24 protein-coding genes and 1 pseudogene are annotated in these 22786 nt (G+C 40.7%); 12 read left to right on the top strand and 13 right to left on the bottom strand.

The window, feature by feature from the left end; translation table 11 throughout:
- The first annotated feature begins 146 nt into the window (after nt 1-146).
- From CYK16_RS04980 to CYK16_RS04960, 5 genes and pseudogenes are all read left to right on the top strand, one after another.
- Nucleotides 147-1100, top strand: coding sequence for a CPBP family intramembrane glutamic endopeptidase (locus CYK16_RS04980; protein WP_060805276.1), 954 nt, complete (start codon nt 147-149; stop codon nt 1098-1100).
- 76 nt (nt 1101-1176) lie between these two features.
- The gene (gene uvrB, locus CYK16_RS04975; protein ID WP_060805277.1) at nt 1177-3165 is read left to right on the top strand and encodes an excinuclease ABC subunit UvrB; all 1989 of its coding nucleotides are present in this window, start codon (nt 1177-1179) and stop codon (nt 3163-3165) included.
- Nucleotides 3166-3187: 22 nt separating this feature from the next.
- The gene (locus tag CYK16_RS04970; RefSeq protein ID WP_060805278.1) at nt 3188-3655 is read left to right on the top strand and encodes an 8-oxo-dGTP diphosphatase; all 468 of its coding nucleotides are present in this window, start codon (nt 3188-3190) and stop codon (nt 3653-3655) included.
- 193 nt (nt 3656-3848) lie between these two features.
- Nucleotides 3849-4616: a class I SAM-dependent methyltransferase gene (locus CYK16_RS04965; RefSeq protein WP_060805279.1), complete on the top strand. Its 768-nt coding sequence runs from the start codon at nt 3849-3851 to the stop codon at nt 4614-4616.
- Between the two features lie 103 nt (nt 4617-4719).
- A pseudogene (locus CYK16_RS04960) lies at nt 4720-4887 on the top strand (8-oxo-dGTP diphosphatase); the annotation flags it as partial.
- Here CYK16_RS04960 and CYK16_RS04955 read toward each other — a convergent pair.
- The 5 genes from CYK16_RS04955 to coaB form a co-directional block, all read right to left on the bottom strand.
- On the bottom strand, nt 4884-5399 hold the full coding sequence (locus tag CYK16_RS04955; protein WP_060805280.1) for a transcription repressor NadR: 516 nt from the start codon (nt 5397-5399) through the stop codon (nt 4884-4886). The pseudogene CYK16_RS04960 and the gene CYK16_RS04955 overlap by 4 nt on opposite strands.
- Before the next feature lie 12 nt (nt 5400-5411).
- Complete coding sequence (locus tag CYK16_RS04950) at nt 5412-5939, bottom strand: ECF transporter S component (RefSeq protein ID WP_060805281.1); 528 nt, start codon at nt 5937-5939, stop codon at nt 5412-5414.
- A gap of 179 nt (nt 5940-6118) precedes the next feature.
- A complete protein-coding gene (locus CYK16_RS04945; RefSeq protein ID WP_060805282.1) occupies nt 6119-6682 on the bottom strand; it encodes an ECF transporter S component in 564 nt (187 codons plus the stop codon).
- Entirely contained in the window at nt 6666-7217 is a 552-nt protein-coding gene (coaC, locus tag CYK16_RS04940; protein WP_060805283.1) for a phosphopantothenoylcysteine decarboxylase, read from the bottom strand. Before coaC ends, CYK16_RS04945 begins: the two co-directional genes overlap by 17 nt.
- 11 nt (nt 7218-7228) lie before the next feature.
- Nucleotides 7229-7918, bottom strand: coding sequence for a phosphopantothenate--cysteine ligase (gene coaB / locus CYK16_RS04935; protein WP_060805284.1), 690 nt, complete (start codon nt 7916-7918; stop codon nt 7229-7231).
- A gap of 225 nt (nt 7919-8143) precedes the next feature.
- Between coaB and CYK16_RS04930 the strand changes: the two genes are divergently transcribed.
- From CYK16_RS04930 to radC, 3 genes are all read left to right on the top strand, one after another.
- Nucleotides 8144-9814, top strand: a complete 1671-nt coding sequence (locus CYK16_RS04930; RefSeq protein WP_060805285.1) for a formate--tetrahydrofolate ligase — start codon at nt 8144-8146, stop codon at nt 9812-9814.
- Nucleotides 9815-10080: 266 nt separating this feature from the next.
- A complete protein-coding gene (pcrA, locus tag CYK16_RS04925; RefSeq protein WP_060805286.1) occupies nt 10081-12372 on the top strand; it encodes a DNA helicase PcrA in 2292 nt (763 codons plus the stop codon).
- Nucleotides 12373-12414: 42 nt separating this feature from the next.
- A complete protein-coding gene (gene radC, locus CYK16_RS04920; RefSeq protein ID WP_060805287.1) occupies nt 12415-13095 on the top strand; it encodes a RadC family protein in 681 nt (226 codons plus the stop codon).
- Here radC and CYK16_RS04915 read toward each other — a convergent pair.
- The 7 genes from CYK16_RS04915 to CYK16_RS04885 all read right to left on the bottom strand — a co-directional run bounded on the left by CYK16_RS04915 (nt 13092) and on the right by CYK16_RS04885 (nt 17864).
- The gene (locus tag CYK16_RS04915) at nt 13092-13781 is read right to left on the bottom strand and encodes a gamma-glutamyl-gamma-aminobutyrate hydrolase family protein (protein WP_000743338.1); all 690 of its coding nucleotides are present in this window, start codon (nt 13779-13781) and stop codon (nt 13092-13094) included. The genes radC and CYK16_RS04915 overlap by 4 nt on opposite strands.
- A gap of 17 nt (nt 13782-13798) precedes the next feature.
- Nucleotides 13799-14440, bottom strand: coding sequence for a redox-sensing transcriptional repressor Rex (locus CYK16_RS04910; protein WP_000653414.1), 642 nt, complete (start codon nt 14438-14440; stop codon nt 13799-13801).
- Nucleotides 14441-14522: 82 nt separating this feature from the next.
- Entirely contained in the window at nt 14523-14738 is a 216-nt protein-coding gene (locus tag CYK16_RS04905; RefSeq protein WP_060805288.1) for a DUF4649 family protein, read from the bottom strand.
- 7 nt (nt 14739-14745) lie between these two features.
- Nucleotides 14746-15093: a DUF1831 domain-containing protein gene (locus CYK16_RS04900; protein WP_000863540.1), complete on the bottom strand. Its 348-nt coding sequence runs from the start codon at nt 15091-15093 to the stop codon at nt 14746-14748.
- Between the two features lie 4 nt (nt 15094-15097).
- Nucleotides 15098-16213, bottom strand: a complete 1116-nt coding sequence (locus CYK16_RS04895) for a cysteine desulfurase family protein (protein WP_060805289.1) — start codon at nt 16211-16213, stop codon at nt 15098-15100.
- A 9-nt stretch (nt 16214-16222) separates the two neighbouring features.
- Complete coding sequence (locus CYK16_RS04890; protein ID WP_001283822.1) at nt 16223-17182, bottom strand: ribose-phosphate diphosphokinase; 960 nt, start codon at nt 17180-17182, stop codon at nt 16223-16225.
- Nucleotides 17183-17294: 112 nt separating this feature from the next.
- The gene (locus CYK16_RS04885) at nt 17295-17864 is read right to left on the bottom strand and encodes a CYTH domain-containing protein (RefSeq protein ID WP_060805290.1); all 570 of its coding nucleotides are present in this window, start codon (nt 17862-17864) and stop codon (nt 17295-17297) included.
- Between the two features lie 128 nt (nt 17865-17992).
- Here CYK16_RS04885 and yjbM point away from each other — a divergent pair, with 128 nt between their 5' ends.
- Genes yjbM through pta form a run of 4 tightly spaced genes read left to right on the top strand, consistent with a single transcriptional unit; the run spans nt 17993 to nt 21377 of the window.
- Complete coding sequence (gene yjbM, locus CYK16_RS04880; protein ID WP_060805291.1) at nt 17993-18664, top strand: GTP diphosphokinase; 672 nt, start codon at nt 17993-17995, stop codon at nt 18662-18664.
- Nucleotides 18648-19466, top strand: coding sequence for an NAD kinase (locus tag CYK16_RS04875; protein WP_060805292.1), 819 nt, complete (start codon nt 18648-18650; stop codon nt 19464-19466). The genes yjbM and CYK16_RS04875 overlap by 17 nt, the downstream gene beginning before the upstream one ends.
- On the top strand, nt 19463-20359 hold the full coding sequence (locus CYK16_RS04870) for an RluA family pseudouridine synthase (RefSeq protein WP_060805293.1): 897 nt from the start codon (nt 19463-19465) through the stop codon (nt 20357-20359). Before CYK16_RS04875 ends, CYK16_RS04870 begins: the two co-directional genes overlap by 4 nt.
- A 43-nt stretch (nt 20360-20402) precedes the next feature.
- Nucleotides 20403-21377: a phosphate acetyltransferase gene (gene pta, locus CYK16_RS04865; protein ID WP_000451580.1), complete on the top strand. Its 975-nt coding sequence runs from the start codon at nt 20403-20405 to the stop codon at nt 21375-21377.
- A 138-nt stretch (nt 21378-21515) separates the two neighbouring features.
- On the opposite strand, the gene pepT is transcribed toward pta, so the two are convergent.
- Nucleotides 21516-22739 (bottom strand): peptidase T, encoded by a 1224-nt coding sequence (gene pepT, locus CYK16_RS04860; protein ID WP_060805294.1) that lies wholly within the window; start codon nt 22737-22739, stop codon nt 21516-21518.
- Nucleotides 22740-22786: the final 47 nt, after the last annotated feature.

The raw sequence follows: 22786 nt of genomic DNA, 5'->3' as shown, positions 1-22786 counted from the left end.
TTTCCCATTATATCAGAAAAAGTAAAAAAAGGCAAATTTTTATATTTCTGTGACAGAAAATATAACATTGATTATTTCTTTTCTTTCTTGAATTGCTATTAAAAAGTGCTATAATAGTATATAATAGAAGAAAAGAGGACAGGGATATGAAGAACAAAAGAATATTTAAAGACTTCCAAGCTTCCCAAATGCGGTTAAACCTCTACACAAGCCCCTTGTTAGCCTTTGTTTTTGTCTTCATAGGAGAGTTTGTGGCTTATACTTTATATGGTATTAGTTTGTTAGCTCTCATCGGACTTGCTAGAAATTTTGGAGAGGCTGGTCAAAATCTTGCAGCCTACTTGCAGACCTTGCATCAGAGCTTGACGGATAAAACAAGTGACTTTCATTTAATTTTAGATTTACTGGCCTTTGGGTTCGTTCTCAACACTGTGTTCAGATGGACTAGAAAAGTTGAGAAAAGACCTATTCGAACCTTGGGATTTTATAGAGAAAATTTCCTCAGCAGTCTTCTGAAAGGATTTGGCTTAGGTTTGGCACTTTTTCTTCTGACCTTGTTAGGTTTAGTAGCCTTGGGGCAATATCGTTTGGAATCCCTTCACTTGAATCTTTACTCGCTTGTCTTTGTAGTCTTTACTATCCCTTTTTGGATTTTACAGGGGACAACAGAAGAAGTGGTAGCCCGTGCTTGGCTCCTTCCCCAATTGGCCTCAAGAACCAATCTAAAATTTGCTGTTCTTATATCTAGCCTGTTCTTTACCCTGCTTCATATGGGTAATTCGGGTCTCACACCTCTATCTCTAGTGAATCTCTTCTTATTTGGAGTTGCCATGTCACTTTACCTCCTCAAAACCGATACAGTTTGGGGTGTTGCAGGTATTCATGGGGCTTGGAATTTTGCTCAGGGTAATCTCTTTGGGATTTTAGTTAGCGGTCAGCCGTCTGGGACATCACTGATGACCTTTTTACCACAAGGCAATCAAGATTGGTTATCAGGTGGTTCTTTTGGGATTGAAGGTTCTATCATGACAAGTCTGGTTTTACTACTGCTGATTGTCTATCTCGCTTATCAATTAAAGAAAGAAAATGAGAGGATGTGACTTCGGTCTGTCCTTTTCTTCGTGAAAATGATACAAGTATGCTAAAATAGGAATAGCACATGGAGAGAGGATTCTTATGATCAATCGCATTACAGACAATCAATTTAAACTAGTATCAAAATATCAACCTTCAGGAGACCAACCTCAAGCTATTGAGCAGTTGGTTGATAATATCGAGGGTGGAGAAAAAGCTCAGATTCTGATGGGGGCGACTGGAACAGGGAAGACCTACACCATGAGTCAGGTTATTTCCAAAGTAAATAAACCAACTCTGGTCATTGCTCACAATAAGACGCTTGCTGGTCAGCTCTATGGAGAATTTAAGGAATTTTTCCCTGAAAATGCAGTTGAGTACTTCGTGTCTTACTATGATTATTACCAACCTGAGGCCTATGTCCCTTCTAGTGATACCTACATTGAGAAGGATAGTTCTGTCAATGACGAGATTGACAAGCTCCGCCACTCAGCGACTTCAGCCCTTCTTGAGCGTAACGATGTTATCGTCGTGGCTTCTGTCTCTTGTATCTATGGTTTGGGTTCGCCCAAGGAATATGCTGACAGTGTTGTGAGTCTGCGTCCAGGTCTTGAAATTTCTCGTGATAAACTCTTGAATGACTTGGTTGATATCCAGTTTGAACGTAATGATATTGATTTCCAACGGGGAAGATTTCGCGTTCGTGGGGATGTGGTGGAGATTTTCCCAGCATCTCGTGATGAACACGCTTTTCGAGTAGAATTTTTTGGAGACGAAATTGACCGTATTCGTGAGGTTGAGGCCCTGACTGGTCAGGTATTGGGAGAAGTGGATCATTTGGCGATTTTCCCTGCGACTCACTTTGTGACCAATGACGATCATATGGAGGATGCTATTGCCAAGATTCAAGCAGAATTAGAAGAGCAACTAGCTATCTTTGAGAAGGAAGGCAAACTGCTTGAAGCCCAGCGTTTGAAACAGCGGACAGAGTATGATATCGAAATGTTGCGCGAGATGGGCTATACAAATGGGGTTGAAAACTACTCACGTCACATGGATAGACGGAGCGAAGGAGAGCCTCCTTATACCCTTCTCGACTTCTTCCCAGATGATTTCTTGATTATGATTGACGAAAGTCACATGACCATGGGACAAATCAAAGGCATGTACAATGGAGACCGTTCTCGTAAGGAAATGTTAGTAAATTATGGTTTCCGTTTGCCCTCCGCCTTGGACAATCGTCCTCTTCGTCGTGAAGAGTTTGAAAGCCATGTGCACCAGATTGTTTACGTTTCAGCGACACCGGGCGACTATGAAAATGAACAGACCGAGACAGTGATTGAGCAAATCATTCGTCCGACAGGGCTTTTGGACCCAGAGGTGGAAGTCCGTCCGACTATGGGACAGATTGATGATCTCTTAGGTGAAATTAATGCCCGTGTTGAAAAAAATGAGCGTACCTTTATCACCACCTTGACCAAGAAAATGGCAGAGGACTTAACCGACTATTTGAAGGAAATGGGTATCAAGGTTAAGTACATGCACTCGGATATCAAGACTTTGGAACGTACGGAGATTATCCGTGACCTGCGCTTGGGTGTCTTTGATGTCTTGGTCGGAATCAACTTGCTACGTGAAGGGATTGACGTACCTGAAGTGAGCCTAGTAGCTATTCTCGATGCTGACAAGGAAGGTTTCCTTCGTAACGAGCGTGGACTCATCCAGACCATTGGACGCGCTGCCCGTAACAGCGAAGGCCATGTCATCATGTATGCGGACACCGTTACCCAGTCTATGCAACGTGCTATCGATGAAACTGCCCGTCGTCGCAAAATCCAGATAGCCTATAATGAAGAACACGGTATTGTGCCTCAGACAATCAAGAAAGAAATCCGTGACCTGATTGCCGTAACCAAGGCAGTAGCCAAGGAAGAAGACAAGGAAGTCGACATCAATAGCCTCAACAAACAAGAGCGCAAAGAACTTGTCAAGAAACTAGAAAAACAAATGCAGGAAGCCGTTGAGGTGCTTGACTTTGAACTAGCAGCTCAGATACGTGATATGATGCTGGAAGTGAAGGCATTGGATTAGAATAGTACTTAAAGGAGAAAATATGTCCCGTTCCCAATTAACGATTTTAACAAATATTTGTCTGATTGAAGATCTAGAAACTAAGCGCGTGGTGATGCAGTATCGCTCTCCAGAAACCAATCGCTGGTCTGGTTTTGCCTTTCCAGGAGGCCATGTAGAAAATGGCGAGTCTTTCGCAGAGTCTGTCATTCGTGAAATCTACGAAGAAACAGGATTGACTATCCAAAATCCTCAACTTGTCGGCATTAAAAATTGGCCACTGGATACAGGTGGGCGCTATATTGTCATTTGTTATAAGGCAACTGAGTTCTCTGGTACCCTTCGCTCTTCAGATGAAGGAGAAGTTTCTTGGGTGCAAAAAGACCAGATTCCAAACTTGGATCTGGCCTATGATATGCTACCTTTGATGGAGATGATGGAAGCTCCGGACAAATCTGAATTTTTCTACCGTCATCGTACAGAAGATGGCTGGGAGAAAGAAACTTTTTAGTTCTATGATTAGTTGATAGGTGTTATCTTTTAAAGTACGGTACTGAAATATAGGCTAAGTATGGTGGTGTAAGTCAACTGAATATTGCTAAATTTCCTATCTATATTTTGAACAATCTCCACCTTCAATGTTTAAATCGGAGATTGTTTTGTTTTATGGTATAATCTTAAAATATGAAAGGAAGTACCAGAAAATGGATGATAAAGTAATTGAACAATATAAAAGTCATGATAGTCTTGATATTCGAGTAGAATTGCATAAGAAGTATTCAAAAAATAAATTGGGATTTAATAATTGGATATTTTCTAACTACCAAATCACTGATGAAGTAAAGGTTCTAGAATTGGGATGTGGTACAGGAGAACTGTGGAAAAGTAATAGTGATTCTATAGATAAAATGAAGCAGTTGGTTGTTACAGATTTTTCTAAAGATATGGTGAGAACAACGAGATCAGTGATTGGAAATAGAGACAATGTTAACTATGAAATAATGGATATTCAAAAGATTTCTTTTGAGGATGAAACGTTTGATATTGTTATTGCTAATATGCTTCTACATCATGTAAATGATATTCCTAAAGCGCTCTCTGAGGTGAATAGAGTCTTAAAAACAGGCGGAATTTTTTACTGTGCTACATTTGGTGAAAATGGAGTTGTAGATTATTTGGCAAGTTTATTTAAAGATGAGATTAATCAAGATTTGGAAAATAAAACTTTTACTTTACAAAATGGCAAAAGGTACCTGAGTAGGTATTTTAACTCTGTCGATACATTACTCTATGATGATGAGTTACAGGTAACTAGCATGGATGATCTAGCTAAATACATCCAATCCTTTAAAGGAATTTCAGAAATAGGTTCGCTAGAAGAAAAAGTCATTCGTAAAAGATTGGAAGTACATTTTCATAAGGGTAAGTTAATTATTCCTAAAGAATATGGTATGTTTATTGCTCGAAAGTAAAATTAAGGGGACGAAATTTTGAAAAATTAAGGAGAAGCTTTTCAATATAAAATCAAGCGGATAGTCTTTAGAACATGTTATAGCTGATTCTATATAAAAGTCTCAATCTTTTGGATTTGGAGAAGTTTCTTGGGTGCAAAAAGACCAGATTCCAAACTTGGATCTGGCCTATGATATGTTGCCTTTAATGGAAATGATGGAAGCTCCTGACAAGTCAGAGTTTTTCTACCACCACCGTACAGAAGATGGCTGGGCGAAGAAAATCTTCTAGTCTTTTACTAAATAACCTAGCTGATCCAAGGCCTCCTCGATATAGTGGAGGTCTTGTTGTGTTTCGGCTTCGACTAGGTGGTAATGGATGCCATCTGTCAATTCAGACAGAGGTCTAAAATCTGAATGTTCGACTTGCTCTAGAAAATGTTGTACATCTCTGCGACAAGACAGTTTAAGTAAGGTTTCAATTTCTCCATAGACGGGATGGTCAATCAAGGTATTTTGAACACGTCCACCATTATCAACGATAGCAAAGAGTTCTTGACCGATTTCTTCAACTTCATGTTTCACTTTGAAAAGTTTGTGAACATAAGGATTGGTTTCAATTTGCTTATAGATGTAGCCACGATTGGTGGATAGGATAGGAGCGCCATCGGCTCTTAAAATTGCAATGTCCTGTACAATGACCTGACGTGTGACATGAAAATGTTCCGCCAAACTTTGGCCATTAAGGGCTTTAGAAGCTTCTCTCAAGAGTTGGAGCAGAGCATGTTTGCGATCTTTTGTCATAGCTTTTCCTTTTTAACGGCGTTTTCGAAGCACTTTATAGACAGCTAGTGCTAATGTATAGTCTACCATACTATGGATAATTGTGCCAAATCCAACTAGTACAAATAGAACATAAAACATATTTTCTACATTGGTACCGGAAGTTGCATAAAAAATGACACAAGCTAATACTTCAGCAAGGGCATGGACAAGCGCTAACACAAAGTTGAAAATCCAGGAAGCTTTTGGTTTATCTAGGGTATCGGGGAATTTTTGTAGGTAAAGAGCTCCTAGGGTACCAAAAACGATATGAGAGAAAGCTCTAAAAACGATAACCATGGGATAGCCAGCCATCAAAAATCCAAAACTAGAGGCTAGGATGACAAAAACAGCCATCAAGGGCGATAAGAACATGGCAATAAAAATAGCGATGTGGCTTCCTAAAGTATAGGAAGCAGGTGGAATGACAATCTTGAAAGGCATAACAATTGGAATCAAAATTGCAATAGCCGTTAAGAGGGCAGTCATTGTCATAAATTGTGTCTTTTTCCGTGTATTCATAAGAATCTCCTTTTTAACTGTATATACACTAGTATAGTATAATAAACAAGACAATAAAGCAAGGATTTACTTGAGTTTATAGGTCATTTTTTTAATTAAAGACTCGTAAACATTTCACTAAAAACACAAACCACATCAAACAAAATCTCCACCTTCAAGTATGAAAGCGGAGGTTGTTTTTATTTTTTCAAAGTCTGTAGCCTTGGAACAATTGCTAGGGTTAGAACTGCGGAAATAACTAATTCAGCAATCGAATTTGTTGAGATAACGGTTGCTAGGAGTTTTTGGATATTTCCATCAAAAACATTTCCAAATAGGAAGAAGATTCCACCAAGTACAAAGACTGTGTTGGTAAGTGAACCAAGAGCACCAGCTAAAATAAGACCAGTTTTATTTTTCATCAGTTTATAAACTAGATACGGAGTTAAACCAATCAAAATACGTGGAACGATGGCAATGATAGCTGAGTAGATGTTTCCGTTTGGTACGAATGGTGAGAAGAGGTAGCTTGTCGGTAGAATCGTAATTGTATTAACCGTCAAACTAAGTAGCCCCATCAAAAATCCAAGTGTAACCCCAACTCGTGGACCGTAAATAATGCTGGCAATAATGACAGGAATATGAACGATAGTCGGTTTGATTGGGAATGGAAAAAGGTTAAAGATAAGTGAGCTCAGAAAGTGTATCACGAGCATGGTTGCAAAAAAGATAGCAATGGGTGCAATATTAGAGCGTTTTTTCATCGAGAGTTTCCTTTATTCTTTCTAAAATAATTGTGAGGTCAGCTAAAGCTCCTCGTCCGTGGTCTCCACAAGCTAGTAGGGATTCCTTAGGAGCAATCAGCTGATAGCCGTAGGTTTCTAATGTTTTCAGATTAGCCTGAGTTGCCGGATGTTCATACATTTTTGTATTCATAGCAGGAGCTATTAGTTTAGGGATATGACTGGGCAATGCTAGAGCTGTACTGGTTACCATGTTGTCCGCAAAGCCGTGGGCTAGTTTTGCAATAGTGTTAGCTGTTGCAGGTACCACGATAAATAAATCCGTTTCTTTACCAAGTTCGATATGATTAACCTGTTCAGGATAGGGTTCCTTCATGATATCCAGGTGGACAGGATTCTGTGATAAGACCTGTAGAGTCAAAGGTTGGATAAACTCTGTAGCAGCCTGGGTCATTAAGACAGTGACTTGATGGCCTTGTTTTTTAAGCGAACTAACTAAATCTGCCGACTTGTAAGAGGCGATTGACCCCGTTACAGCCAAGAGAATATGTGCCATAGCTTTCCTTTCTATGAATGATAGGTTTGAATTTTTTCAAGGAGGAGTTCTGCAATTTCTTCTTTAGTTTGGACTGTTTGAAGCTGATCTTTCTCAACAAAGATTGCACGATGCTGGTTTGCTGAGATTTGAGTCAGGTCATTTGCAATGATTAAGTCTGCTTGGTTCTTGATAAGACTTTTTCTGGCAATCTCGATGAGATAATCCTCAGAGACATCAACCAGCAGTTTGAAACCAATCAGATGAATAGCAGGATTCCATTCCTTGATTAGAGAGATGATTTTTGGTGTTTTTTTCAGAAACAAAACCTGAACCTCATCAGTTGAAGAAATCTTAGCTTGATGATTTTGCTTGCTTAAAAATTCTTCTATATTGGAACTAGATTGAACTTCCTCAAACCCTGTCATATAGACAGGAGTGTAATCAGACACCGCCATTGAGTGAATCAAAACCTGATAATCTGTAACACGTTCTTGCATTTCCAGTAGAAGGTCCTTGGTATTGCTAATTTCTCGAATACTTAGGTTGGGATGAGCTTCTGGCTTCAAAGATCGTTTTGTCGTAATTAAACAAACTTCATGCCCAGCAGCAAGCAAGGTTTCAGTGATGATTTTCCCCAAGCGACCTGTGGAATGGTTAGTGATAGAGCGGACGCTATCGATAGCTTCACTGGTACCGCCCGATGTAACTAAAATTTTCATAGCACTATTGTACACAAAAATAAACGGTAAGTAAAATGAAAGTGATAAAATTTTGGTAAAAGGAAAGAATATAGTTTCAAACTATAAAGCCATATAAAATTTAAGAAAGGACTCTAAAAACCTTAAAAACAGGGATATTTACGAACGTTTAGAGAGTTTAAGGATGTTAAAAATCTTGTTTTGTGTTATAATGAATTATCATAAAAGAGGTTAGAGGAGTTTTGAATGAAAACAGATATTGAAATCGCACAGAGTATTGAGTTGAAGCCAATCGTTGATGTTGTAGAGAAACTTGGTATTTCTTACGACGATTTGGAGTTGTACGGAAAGTACAAGGCTAAGCTCAGCTTTGATAAAATTCGTGCAGTTGAGAGTAATCCAGTTGGAAAATTGATTCTGGTTACTGCCATCAACCCAACACCTGCAGGTGAAGGAAAATCAACTATTACCATTGGTCTTGCGGATGCCTTGAACAAGATTGGCAAGAAAACCATGATCGCTATCCGCGAACCATCTCTTGGTCCAGTAATGGGGATTAAGGGCGGTGCTGCAGGAGGTGGTTACGCTCAAGTGTTGCCAATGGAAGATATCAATCTCCACTTTACTGGAGACATGCATGCCATTACAACTGCCAACAACGCTCTTTCTGCCTTGATTGACAACCACTTGCACCAAGGGAATGAGTTGGGAATTGACCAACGTCGTATCCTCTGGAAACGTGTTGTGGATTTGAACGACCGTGCTCTTCGCCATGTGACCGTTGGACTTGGTGGTCCTCTAAACGGTATTCCTCGTGAGGATGGATTTGATATTACAGTTGCTTCCGAAATCATGGCAATTCTTTGCTTGGCAACAGACATCGAGGACTTGAAACGTCGTTTGGCCAATATCGTAATCGGTTATCGCTATGACCGTACACCTGTTTCTGTAGGTGATTTGCAGGTTGAAGGTGCTTTAGCTTTGATTTTGAAGGATGCGATTAAGCCGAACCTAGTTCAGACAATTTACGGTACACCTGCCTTTGTACATGGTGGTCCATTTGCCAATATTGCTCACGGATGTAACTCTGTCTTAGCAACTACAACAGCCCTTCACTTGGCTGATTACACAGTTACTGAAGCTGGTTTTGGTGCAGACCTTGGTGCCGAGAAATTCCTTGATATCAAGACACCAAACTTGCCAACTTCTCCAGATGCAGTAGTTATTGTAGCAACCCTTCGTGCCCTTAAGATGAATGGTGGCGTGGCTAAAGACGCTTTGACAGAGGAAAATGTGGAGGCGGTTCGTGCCGGTTTTGCTAACTTGAAACGCCACGTTGAAAATATCCGTAAGTTCGGTATTCCAGCAGTCGTAGCTATTAATGAATTTGTCTCTGATACAGAAGCTGAAATCGCAGCCTTGAAAGAACTCTGTGCCTCAATCGATGTACCAGTTGAGTTGGCAAGTGTCTGGGCTGATGGCGCAGAAGGTGGAGTAGCACTTGCCGAAACAGTTGTCAAGACTATCGCTGAAAACCCATCTAACTATAAACGTTTGTATGACAATGACCTTTCTGTCCAAGAAAAGATTGAAAAGATTGTTACTGAAATCTACCGTGGTAGCAAAGTGAACTTTGAGAAGAAAGCTCAAACACAAATCGCTCAAATCGTTCAAAACGGTTGGGACAAATTGCCAATCTGTATGGCTAAAACTCAATATAGTTTCTCAGATAATCCAAATGCACTTGGAGCACCTGAAAACTTTGAAATTACTATTCGTGAATTGGTACCAAAATTAGGGGCAGGCTTTATCGTTGCCCTAACTGGCGATGTCATGACCATGCCAGGACTTCCCGAACGACCAGCAGCCCTCAACATGGATGTTGAAAGCGATGGAACAGTATTAGGCTTGTTCTAGTATATTGCAATTGACTTTATACTCTTCGAAAATCTCTTCAAACCACGTCAGCTTCACCTTGCCGTACTCAAGTACAGCCTGCGGCTAGCTTCCTAGTTTGCACTTCGATTTTTATTGAGTAATAAATGAGTTTGGAAATAATATCCAAGCTCATTTTTTATCTAGATATAAGAAGTTTCCTTCTACACGTAACCAGTCTAGGTAAAGATATTTTCCCTGAATTCTGATATAATAGAAATATTGACTTCAAGAGTAAGGAAGAGAAGATGAACGCATTATTAAATGGAATGAATGACCGTCAGGCTGAGGCGGTGCAAACGACAGAAGGGCCCTTGTTAATCATGGCGGGGGCTGGTTCTGGTAAGACCCGTGTTTTAACCCACCGTATTGCTTATCTGATTGATGAAAAGCTGGTTAATCCTTGGAATATCTTGGCCATTACCTTTACTAACAAGGCTGCGCGTGAGATGAAAGAGCGTGCTTATAACCTTAATCCAGCCACTCAGGACTGTCTGATTGCGACCTTCCACTCCATGTGTGTGCGTATTTTGCGTCGCGATGCGGACCATATTGGCTACAATCGCAATTTTACAATTGTCGATCCTGGTGAACAGCGAACGCTCATGAAACGCATTCTCAAACAGTTGAACTTGGATCCTAAAAAATGGAATGAACGGAGTATCTTAGGGACTATTTCCAATGCTAAGAATGATCTGATTGATGATGTGGCTTATGCTGCCCAAGCTGGAGATATGTACACGCAAATCGTGGCCCAGTGCTACACTGCTTACCAAAAAGAACTGCGTCAGTCTGAGTCTGTTGACTTTGATGATTTGATTATGCTGACCCTACGTCTCTTTGATCAAAATCCTGATGTTTTGACCTACTATCAGCAGAAGTTTCAGTACATCCATGTTGATGAGTACCAAGATACTAACCATGCCCAGTATCAATTGGTCAAACTCTTGGCTTCACGTTTTAAAAACATCTGTGTTGTTGGGGATGCGGACCAGTCTATCTATGGTTGGCGTGGTGCTGATATGCAGAATATCTTGGACTTCGAGAAAGATTATCCCCAAGCCAAGGTTGTTTTGTTGGAGGAGAATTATCGTTCAACCAAAACTATTCTCCAAGCGGCCAACGAGGTCATTAAAAACAATAAAAACCGCCGTCCTAAGAATCTCTGGACTCAAAACGCTGATGGGGAACAAATCGTTTACTATCGTGCCAATGATGAGCTAGATGAGGCTGTATTTGTAGCCAGAACTATCGATGAACTTGGTCGGAGTCAAAACTTCCTTCACAAGGATTTTGCAGTTCTTTATCGTACTAATGCGCAGTCCCGTACTATTGAGGAAGCCTTGCTCAAGTCAAATATCCCTTATACCATGGTTGGCGGAACCAAGTTCTACAGCCGTAAGGAAATCCGAGATATTATCGCTTACCTCAACCTCATTGCCAATTTGAGTGACAATATCAGTTTTGAGCGTATTATCAACGAGCCTAAACGTGGAATTGGGCCAGGTACAGTTGAGAAAATCCGTGATTTTGCAAATTTGCAAAATATGTCTATGCTGGATGCTTCAGCCAATATCATGTTGTCTGGTATCAAGGGTAAAGCAGCCCAGTCTATATGGGATTTTGCCAATATGATTCTGGATTTGCGGGAGCAACTGGACCAATTAACTATTACAGAGTTGGTTGAGGCTATTCTAGAAAAAACAGGTTACGTTGATATTCTTAATGCCCAAGCAACTCTAGAAAGCAAGGCTCGGGTTGAAAATATCGAAGAGTTCCTTTCTGTGACGAAAAACTTTGATGACACCTCTGATGTGGCAGAAGAAGAAATTGGTCTGGACAAACTGAGTCGTTTCTTAAATGACTTGGCCTTGATTGCCGACACAGATTCAGGTAGTCAGGAGACATCAGAAGTGACCTTGATGACCCTGCATGCTGCCAAAGGTCTCGAGTTTCCAGTTGTCTTTTTGATTGGGATGGAAGAAAATGTCTTTCCGCTTAGCCGTGCAGCTGAAGATCAAGATGAATTAGAAGAAGAACGCCGTCTGGCCTATGTAGGAATTACGCGTGCAGAGAAAATCCTCTATCTGACCAATGCCAACTCGCGCCTGCTTTTTGGTCGTACCAACTACAACCGTCCGACTCGTTTTATTAACGAAATCAGTTCAGAATTGCTTGAATATCAAGGTCTGGCTCGTCCATCAAATACAAGCTTTAAAGCATCATATAGTAGTGGTGGCCTTGCCTTCGGTCAAGGAATGAGTTTGGCTCAAGCTCTTCAAGACCGTAAACGCGGTGTGGCACCAAAAACTATTCAGTCAAGCGGTCTTCCATTTGGTCAACTTTCAGCTGGTGCAAAATCAGCGTCTAGCGAGACAAATTGGTCCATTGGTGACATTGCTCTCCACAAAAAATGGGGAGAGGGAACTGTTCTGGAAGTCTCAGGTAGCGGTGCTACGCAGGAATTAAAAATCAATTTCCCAGAAGTAGGTTTGAAAAAACTTTTAGCTAGTGTGGCTCCAATTGAGAAAAAAATCTAATTTTTCATCCTTCTCACGAATAATAAAGTGAGGAGGATTTTTATGTACAGTATTTCATTCCAAGAAGATTCATTATTACCAAGAGAGAGATTGGCCCAAGAAGGAGTGGAAGCGCTCAGTAACCAAGAGTTGCTAGCTATTTTACTCAGGACAGGAACACGTCAAGCTAGCGTTTTTGAAATTGCCCAGAAAGTCTTGAGCAATCTTTCAAGCCTAACGGATTTGAAAAAAATGACCCTGCAGGAATTGCAGAGCCTATCTGGTATCGGCCGTGTTAAGGCCATAGAGTTACAAGCTATGATTGAACTGGGGCATCGTATTCACAAGCATGAGACCCTTGAGATGGAAAGTATTCTCAGTAGCCAAAAGTTGGCCAAGAAGATGCAGCAGGAATTGGGGGATAAAAAACAAGAGCACCTGGTGGCGCTCTATCTCAATACTCAAAATCAAATCATCCATCAACAGACCATTTTTATCGGCTCAGCCACTCGCAGTATTGCTGAGCCGCGAGAGATTCTTCACTATGCCATCAAGCATATGGCGACCTCTCTCATCTTGGTTCATAATCATCCTTCGGGAGCGGTAGCCCCTAGCCGAAATGATGATCATGTCACTAAACTTGTTAAAGAAGCCTGCGAACTGATGGGAATTGTCCTCTTGGACCATTTGATTGTCTCTCACTCCAGTTATTTTAGCTATCGTGAAAAGACAGATTTAATCTAAAGTTCATTAACGATATAGTCAAAGAGGTTTTTATCTTTGGGACGATTTTCAAAAAGAAACTCTGGATGCCATTGGACACCGAGAAAGGCAACATCATCCGTACTCATGACAGCCTCAATGATACCATCTTTAGGATCATGAGCTGCAATCTTTAAGTTAGGTGCTAAATCCTTGATACTCTGGTGATGGAAGGAGTTGATATGGGAGATTTCTCCATAGATTTCTCGGAGAACAGTATCTGGTTCTGTCACCAAGCGTTGGGTTGTGTACTCAGCCGAACAATTCTGCCAATGGTCTTCTATATCTTGGTACAAAGTTCCACCCATGGCAACGTTAAAGAGTTGTGTTCCACGGCAGACAGAAAAAATTGGCTTTTTCTGTTTAATAGCTTCCTTGATGAGGGCCAGTTCAAAGATATCCCTTTGAAGGTGGTAGTCATCGCTATCAATGGTTTTTGGTTCACCATAGAATTTTGGATCAACATTTTGCCCACCTGTCAAGATGAGCTTGTCAATCATACTGATATAGTGGCAGGCCATTTCTTGATCACCAATCGGTAGGATGATGGGAATCCCTCCAGCGTCTTTAACGCCTTCAACAAAGCCTTTTGCTGCGTAGCTCATCATGATGTCATCATCTGGATGAGTTTTTTCGTTTCCTGTAATCCCTATAACTGGTTTTTTCATAAAATGATTTTCGCTTTCTAATCCTCTTTTCGCATGAAATAGAGGAGGGTTTGGAGTTCACTTGTCAAATCAACATACTGAACGACCACGTCTTTTGGTAAATGAAGATGAACTGGTGAAAAACTGAGAATTCCTTTCACACCAGCATCTACCAAGAGATTAGCAACCTCTTGTGATTTGACGCTAGGAACGGTCAGGATAGCAGTTTTGACATCAGCATCCTTGATTTTATCCTTGATTTGAGAAATCCCGTAAATGGGAATCCCGTCAGGAGTTTGGCTACCGACTTCAGGATGGTCATCAAGGTCAAAGGCCATGATAATCTTCATCTTGTTACGCTCATGAAAGCGGTAGTGGAGAAGGGCATGCCCCATATTTCCAATACCAACCAGCATGACATTGGTAATAGAGTTATCATTAAGCAAATCGGCAAAAAACGTCATCAGTTTTTTGACATCATAGCCAAAACCACGACGACCTAGTTCACCAAAATAGGAAAAATCACGACGTACGGTCGCTGAATCAATCCCAATGGCCTCTGCAATTTGCTTAGAGTTGGCACGTTCAATCTTTTCTGCATGAAATCTCTTAAAAATTCGATAGTAGAGAGAGAGTCTTTTCGCTGTAGCTTTTGGAATAGCAGACTGTTTATCTTTCACAAAATCACAACCTTTCTATTCTTCTATTTTATAGAAACATTGTGAAAAAATCAACAAAAACAAGAAAAAACTAAGAAAAATCTTAGTTTTGATGTAAAAAATCTGCATGTGATAGAAAACGGTAGAGGTCTCCGACCAGTCCTTGGTAAACTTCCTGGCCCTTAAAGGTCAAAGAAGTCACATAAAGTGTATCTGGCAGAGTCACACATCCTGACAGAGCCAGCATGAGAGCCTCGTAATCCTCATAATTGAGAGTGCGCTCTACATGATAGTTGTCCTTATAGGTCAGTTCAAACATTTTGGCTCTATCTTTCCGATTTTGTAAAGACACCACGTTCTACCAAGCTATCCATGAGGAAGTAGAATTTTTCCTGATGAATGTGGTGGTCTTCTGATTTGAAAATATCAACTAGACGTAGCCCAAACTTGTCAGTGATATTGATTTTAGCACCTGTAAGTTCCTTGTTAATGATGATTTTGAGTTGGAAGCCTTCACCGCTGTTTGGCACTTTTTCCAAAAGGCGAGTCAGTTCATAGTTCCCAACCTTAGTCTCAAAAAAGGTGTTGTCCTTGAGGGTGAATTTTTTAACAGAAGGGCTAAGAGTGTAGTCGTAACGACAATTTTTTAACTGAATGGTTTTTTCAAATGCCATATGGCTAACCTCCGATAATTTCTTTTAAGGTTTTTGCGAGGGTATGTAGGTCTTCAACAGTATTTTGTGGCGACAAACTGATACGAACGGATTCCTTCAAGCGTTCTGAATTTGCCCCGTACATAGCTTCAAGAACATGGCTGGATTGGACAATGCCTGCCGTACAGGCTGAGCCAGTAGAGATTGAAATTCCAGCTAAATCTAGACGAAGGAGTAAGAGGTCATTTTTCTGGTCAGGAAATCCAATATTGAGAACATAAGGGAGATGGTGTTCGCCTCTATTCAGGTAATATTGAACTCCCTCTAGCTCTGCAAGAAAGGCAGTTTCTAAATCTTGTACATGTTGAAAATTGTCTTCTTGCTTTTCTAGGTCTTCTTTTAGGGCTGCAACCATGCCTACGATGGCAGCTAAATTTTCAGTTCCTGCACGTTTTTTCTGTTCTTGGTCTCCGCCATGTAGATAGGAATCAAAGTCCATGCTACATGCGTAGAGAAAACCGATTCCCTTAGGACCATGGAACTTGTGGGCCGAAGCAGTGAGAAAATCGATGCCCAATTCTTCTGGATGAATAGGGATTTTTCCAATAACCTGAACTGCATCGACATGATAGGCAGCAGGGTGTTGCTTGAGTATTTGGCCAATTTCAGCAATGGGAAGTAGGTTTCCTGTCTCATTATTAGCAAACATGGTAGAAACCAAAATCGTATCGTCACGTAAAGCCTTTTGAATTTGTTGGGCCGTGATCTCTTGATTTTCTGGTTGGATAATGGTTACTTTAAAACCAAAGTGTTGAACCAAGTAATCAATCGTTTCAAGGACAGCATGGTGCTCGATGGCAGTTGTGATGATATGTTTTCCTTGTTCTTGGTGACGAAGGCAGTAGCCAATGATAGCAGTATTGTTGCCTTCTGTCCCACCAGAAGTGAAAAAGATATGTTGAGGTTTTGTCCCCAGTAACTGAGCTAGTTCCTGACGGGCTTCTCGCAAGAGTTTACCAGCTTGACGACCATGACCATGAATACTAGAAGGGTTTCCGTGGGTTTCTTGCATAACCTTGGTTATCGCTGAAATAGCAACTGCTGACATAGGAGTCGTTGCAGCATTGTCCAAATAAATCAAAGAATCACCTTATTTCTTTTTGTTGTAGGCAAAGAGTGGGCTGACTGGTTTTCTTTCGTGGATACGGACGATGGCATCACCAATTAACTCACTAGCAGTGATGTAGCATACGTTTTTAGGAGTTTTTTCTTTTGTTGCTACTGAATCAGTCACAAGAATTTCTTTAATCTTAGTATTGTCAAGAAGTTCGGCAGCTCCTTCAACGAAGAGACCATGACTAGAAACAGCATAAATTTCTGTAGCCCCTTCACGTTCAACGATTTTAGCAGCTTCAGAGAAGGTGCGTCCTGTATTAAGAATATCATCAATCAAGATGGCTTTCTTACCTTCAACATCACCGATGATATAACCTTCGTTGCGAGTTGCATCGTCTTGAGGGTAGTCGATAATGGCGATAGGAGCATCAAGATACTCAGCCAAGCTACGAGCACGTTTCACACCTGAATTTTTAGGGCTAACGACAACAACATCTGAGCCAAGGAGCCCCTTATCGCAGTAATGTTTTGCAAATAGAGGAACTGTATAGAGGTTGTCAACAGGAATATCAAAGAAGCCTTGCACCTGAACAGCATGCAAATCAAGCGTAAGAACACGGTCAACTCCAGCCTTAACTAGCATATTAGCAACTAGTTTAGCTGTAAGTGGCTCACGTGGTGAAGCAATGCGGTCTTGACGTGCATAGCCAAAATATGGAAGGACAACGTTGATACTGTGGGCACTTGCGCGCACACAAGCGTCGACCATGATAAGCAATTCCATTAGGTGGTTGTTAACAGGGAAACTTGTTGATTGGATGATGTACACATCATAACCACGGACACTTTCTTCGATATTTACTTGGATTTCTCCATCTGAAAATTGACGTGATGATAGTTTTCCAAGTGGGACACCAACAGCTTGAGCAATTTTCTGTGCAATCTCTTGGTTAGAGTTGAGTGCGAAAAGTTTCATGTTTTTTCTATCTGACATTATAGACCGTCCTCTGTAAACTTTTTAAATCCTAGTTATATTTATCTTACATATATGAACTGGGACTTGTGTATTTTTATCTTTTCCATTTTACCAAAAAATGGAGATTATTTCAGCTATTTTTCATGCTTTTGACAAATCGGACCAATTTTGAGGGAGCTTTTTGGTAGGAAATCTGATTTTCCTCTAAAAATTGTTGGAAATCCTGTTTGCCTTGCTCGTGATTTTCCACTTCAAGCTCTAATTCGTAATCTGTAATATCAAAGTACTGACTTTCATCTAGTGCCATGAGACCAATAGCTGTTTGCATTTCATAGCGAAGTGTCGTTAGACAACCAAGAATCTGCCATTCACTAGTTTTAATACCATGTTTCGCCAATTCATCCAGTACTAGCCCTTGAGGAAGTTCTTTCTTGCTCAGATAGTTTTCAGCATCTTTTAGTTGCAATTTTTGGTTGTATTCCATGTTTCCAACACTTTGCGGGACTTTGAGTGTCAATTCTGCCCAGTCTTGAAAGGTTCGAATGCGCATAGCAACTTTCTTTTCTCGCAGTTCAAAATCAGGTGTGTCGATGTAGTAATTTTTTTGAAGAACAGGAGTGACACCTGTGAACTGGTCTTTTAGACGATCATATTCATCTTTTTTCAAGAGTGTTTTCAATTCAATTTCTAAATGTTTCATTTTTCTTACCTTTTCTTTATCGTTGAAAGCGGATTTATGGTATAATAAGCATTGTATTTATTGTATATGAATCTGGAGAAAAAATCAAAGATATTTTTGAAGGATAACATGAGAACAAGGGAGAATATATGACCTTAGAATGGGAAGAATTTCTAGATCCTTACATTCAAGCTGTTGGTGAGTTAAAGATTAAACTACGTGGTATTCGGAAGCAATATCGTAAGCAAAATAAGCATTCTCCTATTGAGTTTGTGACTGGTAGAGTCAAGCCGATTGAAAGTATCAAGGAAAAAATGGCTCGGCGTGGTATTACTTATGCAACCTTGGAACATGATTTGCAGGATATTGCTGGTTTGCGTGTGATGGTCCAGTTTGTAGATGACGTCAAGGAAGTAGTGGAAATTTTGCACAAGCGTCAGGATATGCGAATCATACAGGAGCGAGATTACATTACTCATCGAAAAGCATCAGGCTACCGTTCCTATCACGTGGTAGTAGAATATACGGTTGATACTGTCAATGGTGCCAAGACCATTTTGGCGGAAATTCAAATTCGTACCTTGGCCATGAATTTCTGGGCAACGATAGAACATTCTCTCAACTACAAGTACCAAGGGGATTTTCCAGAGGAGATAAAGAAGAGACTGGAAATTACTGCCAAAATTGCCCATCAGTTGGATGAAGAAATGGGTAAAATTCGAGATGATATCCAGGAAGCCCAGGCTCTTTTTGATCCTTTGAGTAGAAAATTAAATGACGGTGTAGGAAACAGTGACGATACAGATGAAGAATACAGGTAAACGAATTGATCTGATAGCTAATAGAAAACCGCAGAGTCAAAGGGTTTTGTATGAATTGCGAGATCGTTTGAAGAGAAATCAGTTTATACTCAATGATACCAATCCGGATATTGTCATCTCCATTGGTGGGGATGGCATGCTCTTGTCGGCTTTTCATAAGTACGAAAATCAACTTGACAAGGTACGCTTTATCGGTGTTCATACTGGACATTTGGGCTTCTATACAGACTATCGTGATTTTGAGTTGGACAAGCTAGTGACTAATTTGCAGCTAGATACTGGGGCAAAGGTTTCCTACCCTGTTCTAAATGTGAAGGTCTTTCTTGAAAATGGTGAAGTTAAGATTTTCAGAGCACTCAACGAAGCTAGCATCCGCAGGTCCGATCGAACCATGGTGGCGGATATTGTAATCAATGGTGTTCCCTTTGAACGTTTTCGCGGAGATGGCTTAACAGTTTCGACACCGACTGGTAGTACAGCCTATAACAAGTCGCTCGGTGGAGCTGTTTTACACCCTACCATTGAAGCTCTTCAGTTGACGGAAATTGCTAGCCTTAACAATCGTGTCTATCGAACGTTAGGCTCTTCCATTATTGTTCCTAAGAAGGATAAGATTGAACTCATTCCAACGAGAAACGATTACCATACCATTTCGGTTGACAATAGCGTTTATTCTTTCCGTAATATTGAGCGAATCGAGTATCAAATCGACCATCATAAGATTCATTTTGTCGCATCACCTAGTCATACCAGTTTCTGGAACCGCGTTAAGGACGCTTTTATCGGCGAGGTGGACGAATGAGGTTTGAATTTATCGCAGATGAGCATGTCAAGGTTAAGACCTTCTTAAAAAAGCACGAGGTTTCTAAGGGGCTGCTAGCTAAGATTAAGTTTCGTGGTGGAGCTATTCTAGTCAATGACCAACCGCAAAATGCAACCTATCTATTGGATATTGGAGACCGAGTTGTCATCGATATTCCCGCTGAGGAAGGCTTTGAAACTCTAGAAGCTATTGAGCGCCCTCTGTATATTCTCTATGAGGATGACCATTTTCTAGTCTTGAATAAACCCTATGGAGTGGCTTCTATTCCTAGTGTCAATCACTCCAATACCATTGCCAATTTTATCAAGGGTTACTACGTCAAGCAAGACTATGAAAATCAGCAGGTTCACATTGTGACCCGACTTGATAGGGACACTTCTGGCTTGATGCTTTTTGCCAAGCATGGCTATGCCCATGCACGATTAGACAAGCAGTTACAGAAGAAGTCCATTGAAAAACGTTACTTTGCTTTGGTTAAAGGAGATGGATATTTAGAGCCTGAAGGAGAAATTATTGCTCCGATTGCGCGTGATGAAGACTCTATTATCACCAGAAGGGTAGCTAAAGGTGGGAAGTACGCCCATACTTCCTACAAGATTGTCGCTTCCTATGGAAATATTCACTTGGTCGACATTCGATTGCATACTGGTCGAACCCACCAAATCCGAGTCCATTTTTCTCATATTGGTTTTCCTTTGTTGGGAGATGATTTGTATGGTGGTAGCTTGGATGACGGCATTCAACGTCAGGCTCTGCATTGCCATTACCTATCCTTCTATCATCCATTTTTAGAGCAAGACTTGCAGTTAGAAAGTTCCTTGCCGGATGATTTCAGTAACCTTATTACTCAGTTATCAACTAATACTCTATAAAAACCGATTCAGAGTATAATTATTATCTAAAAGGAGAAAACTCATGGAAGTTTTTGAAAGTCTAAAAGCCAACCTTGTTGGTAAAAATGCTCGTATCGTTCTCCCTGAAGGTGAAGAGCCACGTATTCTTCAAGCAACTAAACGCTTGGTAAAAGAAACAGAAGTGATTCCTGTTTTGCTTGGAAATCCTGAAAAAATTAAAATTTATCTTGAAATTGAAGGAATCATGGATGGTTATGAGGTCATCGACCCTCAACATTATCCTCAATTTGAAGAGATGGTTGCTGCTCTAGTGGAGCGTCGCAAGGGCAAAATGTCTGAAGAAGATGCACGCAAGGTTTTGGTTGAAGATGTCAATTATTTTGGTGTTATGTTGGTTTACTTGGGCTTGGTTGATGGAATGGTGTCAGGTGCGATTCACTCAACTGCTTCAACAGTTCGTCCAGCCCTACAAATTATCAAAACTCGTCCAAATGTGACTCGTACTTCAGGTGCCTTCCTCATGGTTCGTGGTACGGAACGTTACCTATTTGGAGACTGTGCTATCAATATCAATCCTGATGCAGAAGCCTTGGCTGAAATTGCCATCAACTCAGCAATCACAGCTAAGATGTTTGGCATCGAGCCTAAAATTGCTATGCTAAGCTATTCTACTAAAGGTTCAGGATTTGGTGAGAGCGTCGATAAGGTTGTAGAAGCAACTAAAATTGCTCACGACTTGCGTCCTGATCTTGAAATCGATGGGGAATTGCAGTTTGATGCGGCTTTTGTTCCTGAAACTGCAGCTTTGAAAGCTCCTGGAAGTACAGTAGCTGGTCAAGCAAATGTCTTCATCTTCCCAGGTATAGAGGCAGGAAATATCGGCTACAAGATGGCCGAACGTCTTGGTGGCTTTGCGGCTGTAGGACCTGTTTTACAAGGTTTGAACAAGCCAGTTAATGACCTTTCTCGTGGATGTAATGCAGATGATGTTTACAAGTTGACCCTTATCACAGCGGCCCAAGCAGTTCATCAATAAAGAGAAATTATACTAAATAATTCGTATTTATAATCAAAAAACGCATAGTATTAAGTGTTGAAAACTTTATACTATGCGTTTTACTGTGTGAAGATTTACTTCATTTTCTCTTAAAATTGAGTTTTTGCCTAGCCTATTTTAGCCTTTATAAGCTACGATACCAATGATAGTATCAACTGCACGTTCCATGGTCTGAAGGCTGACGTATTCAAAACGTCCATGCATGTTTTCACCACCCGCAAAGATATTTGGAGTCGGGATTCCCATAAAGGAAATCTTAGAGCCGTCTGTTCCACCACGGATTGGTTCGATAATAGGTGTGATACCCAGATCTTCCATAACGGCTTTAGCAATGGTAATTGGAGTCATATCTTTTTCAATGACTTCTTTCATATTGTAGTACTGGTCTGTCAAGTTTAGAGTGACACGGTCGCTACCAAGTTCTTGATTCATCTTATTAGCGATAGACTGCATAGCTGCTTTACGCGCTTCAAAGGCATCTTTTTCAAAATCACGAATGATGTAGCTTGCACGCGCTTCCTCAACACTACCTGTCACATCCATTAGATGGTAAAAACCTTGGTAACCTTCAGTTAACTCAGGACGGTCATTCTCTGGAAGTTGATTGTGAAAATCAATTGCTAGCTGTAGAGCGTTGACCATCTGACCTTTGGCAGTACCAGGGTGGACATTGCGTCCTTGGAAATGCAATTCAGCACCCGCTGCTGAGAAGGTCTCGTACTGAAGCTCACCTAATGGACCACCATCAACTGTGTAGGCAAAGTCAACATCAAAATCTTCTGCATCAAATTTATTAGCACCAACACCGATTTCCTCATCTGGACCAAAACCAACACGAATCTCACAATGTTTGATTTCAGGGTGAGCAGTTAGATATTCAATGGCTGTCATAATCTCAGCTATTCCTGACTTGTCATCAGCACCTAGCAAAGTTGTTCCATCAGTTGTGATGAGTGTTTGTCCTGGATATTTCTCAAGACTCTCAAAGTCAGCTGGATCGAGTTTGAAATCAGAATTTCCAAGTTCAATCACACCACCATCGTAGTTTTCAATCACCTGAGGATTAACTCCTTCGGCATTAAAATCAGCAGTATCCATGTGGGAGATGAAGCCAATTTTTCGTGTTAAAGACGGATCGTTGGCTGGCAAAGTTCCAATAGCAAAACCATTTGGTAGATAATAAACATTTTGTAATCCAACACGTTTCATTTCAGGAATTAGGACATTTGTCGCGAAGTCAACCTGACTCTGCGTACTTGGAGTAGTAGTAGAGTGTTCATCAGAGCGCGTGTTGACCTTAACGTAGGTTAGGAATCGGTCCAAGAGATTGGGATAAGTCATAAAAAACTCCTTTTGAATTCATTTTTTCCATTGTATCATAGAAAAGA

Origin of the sequence: Streptococcus oralis subsp. dentisani (genome assembly GCF_002860905.1) — a bacterium.
Lineage (GTDB): Bacteria > Bacillota > Bacilli > Lactobacillales > Streptococcaceae > Streptococcus > Streptococcus oralis_BA.
Note: the sequence above shows the minus strand (reverse complement) of the source record. Positions and strands in the feature narration are given on the sequence as shown.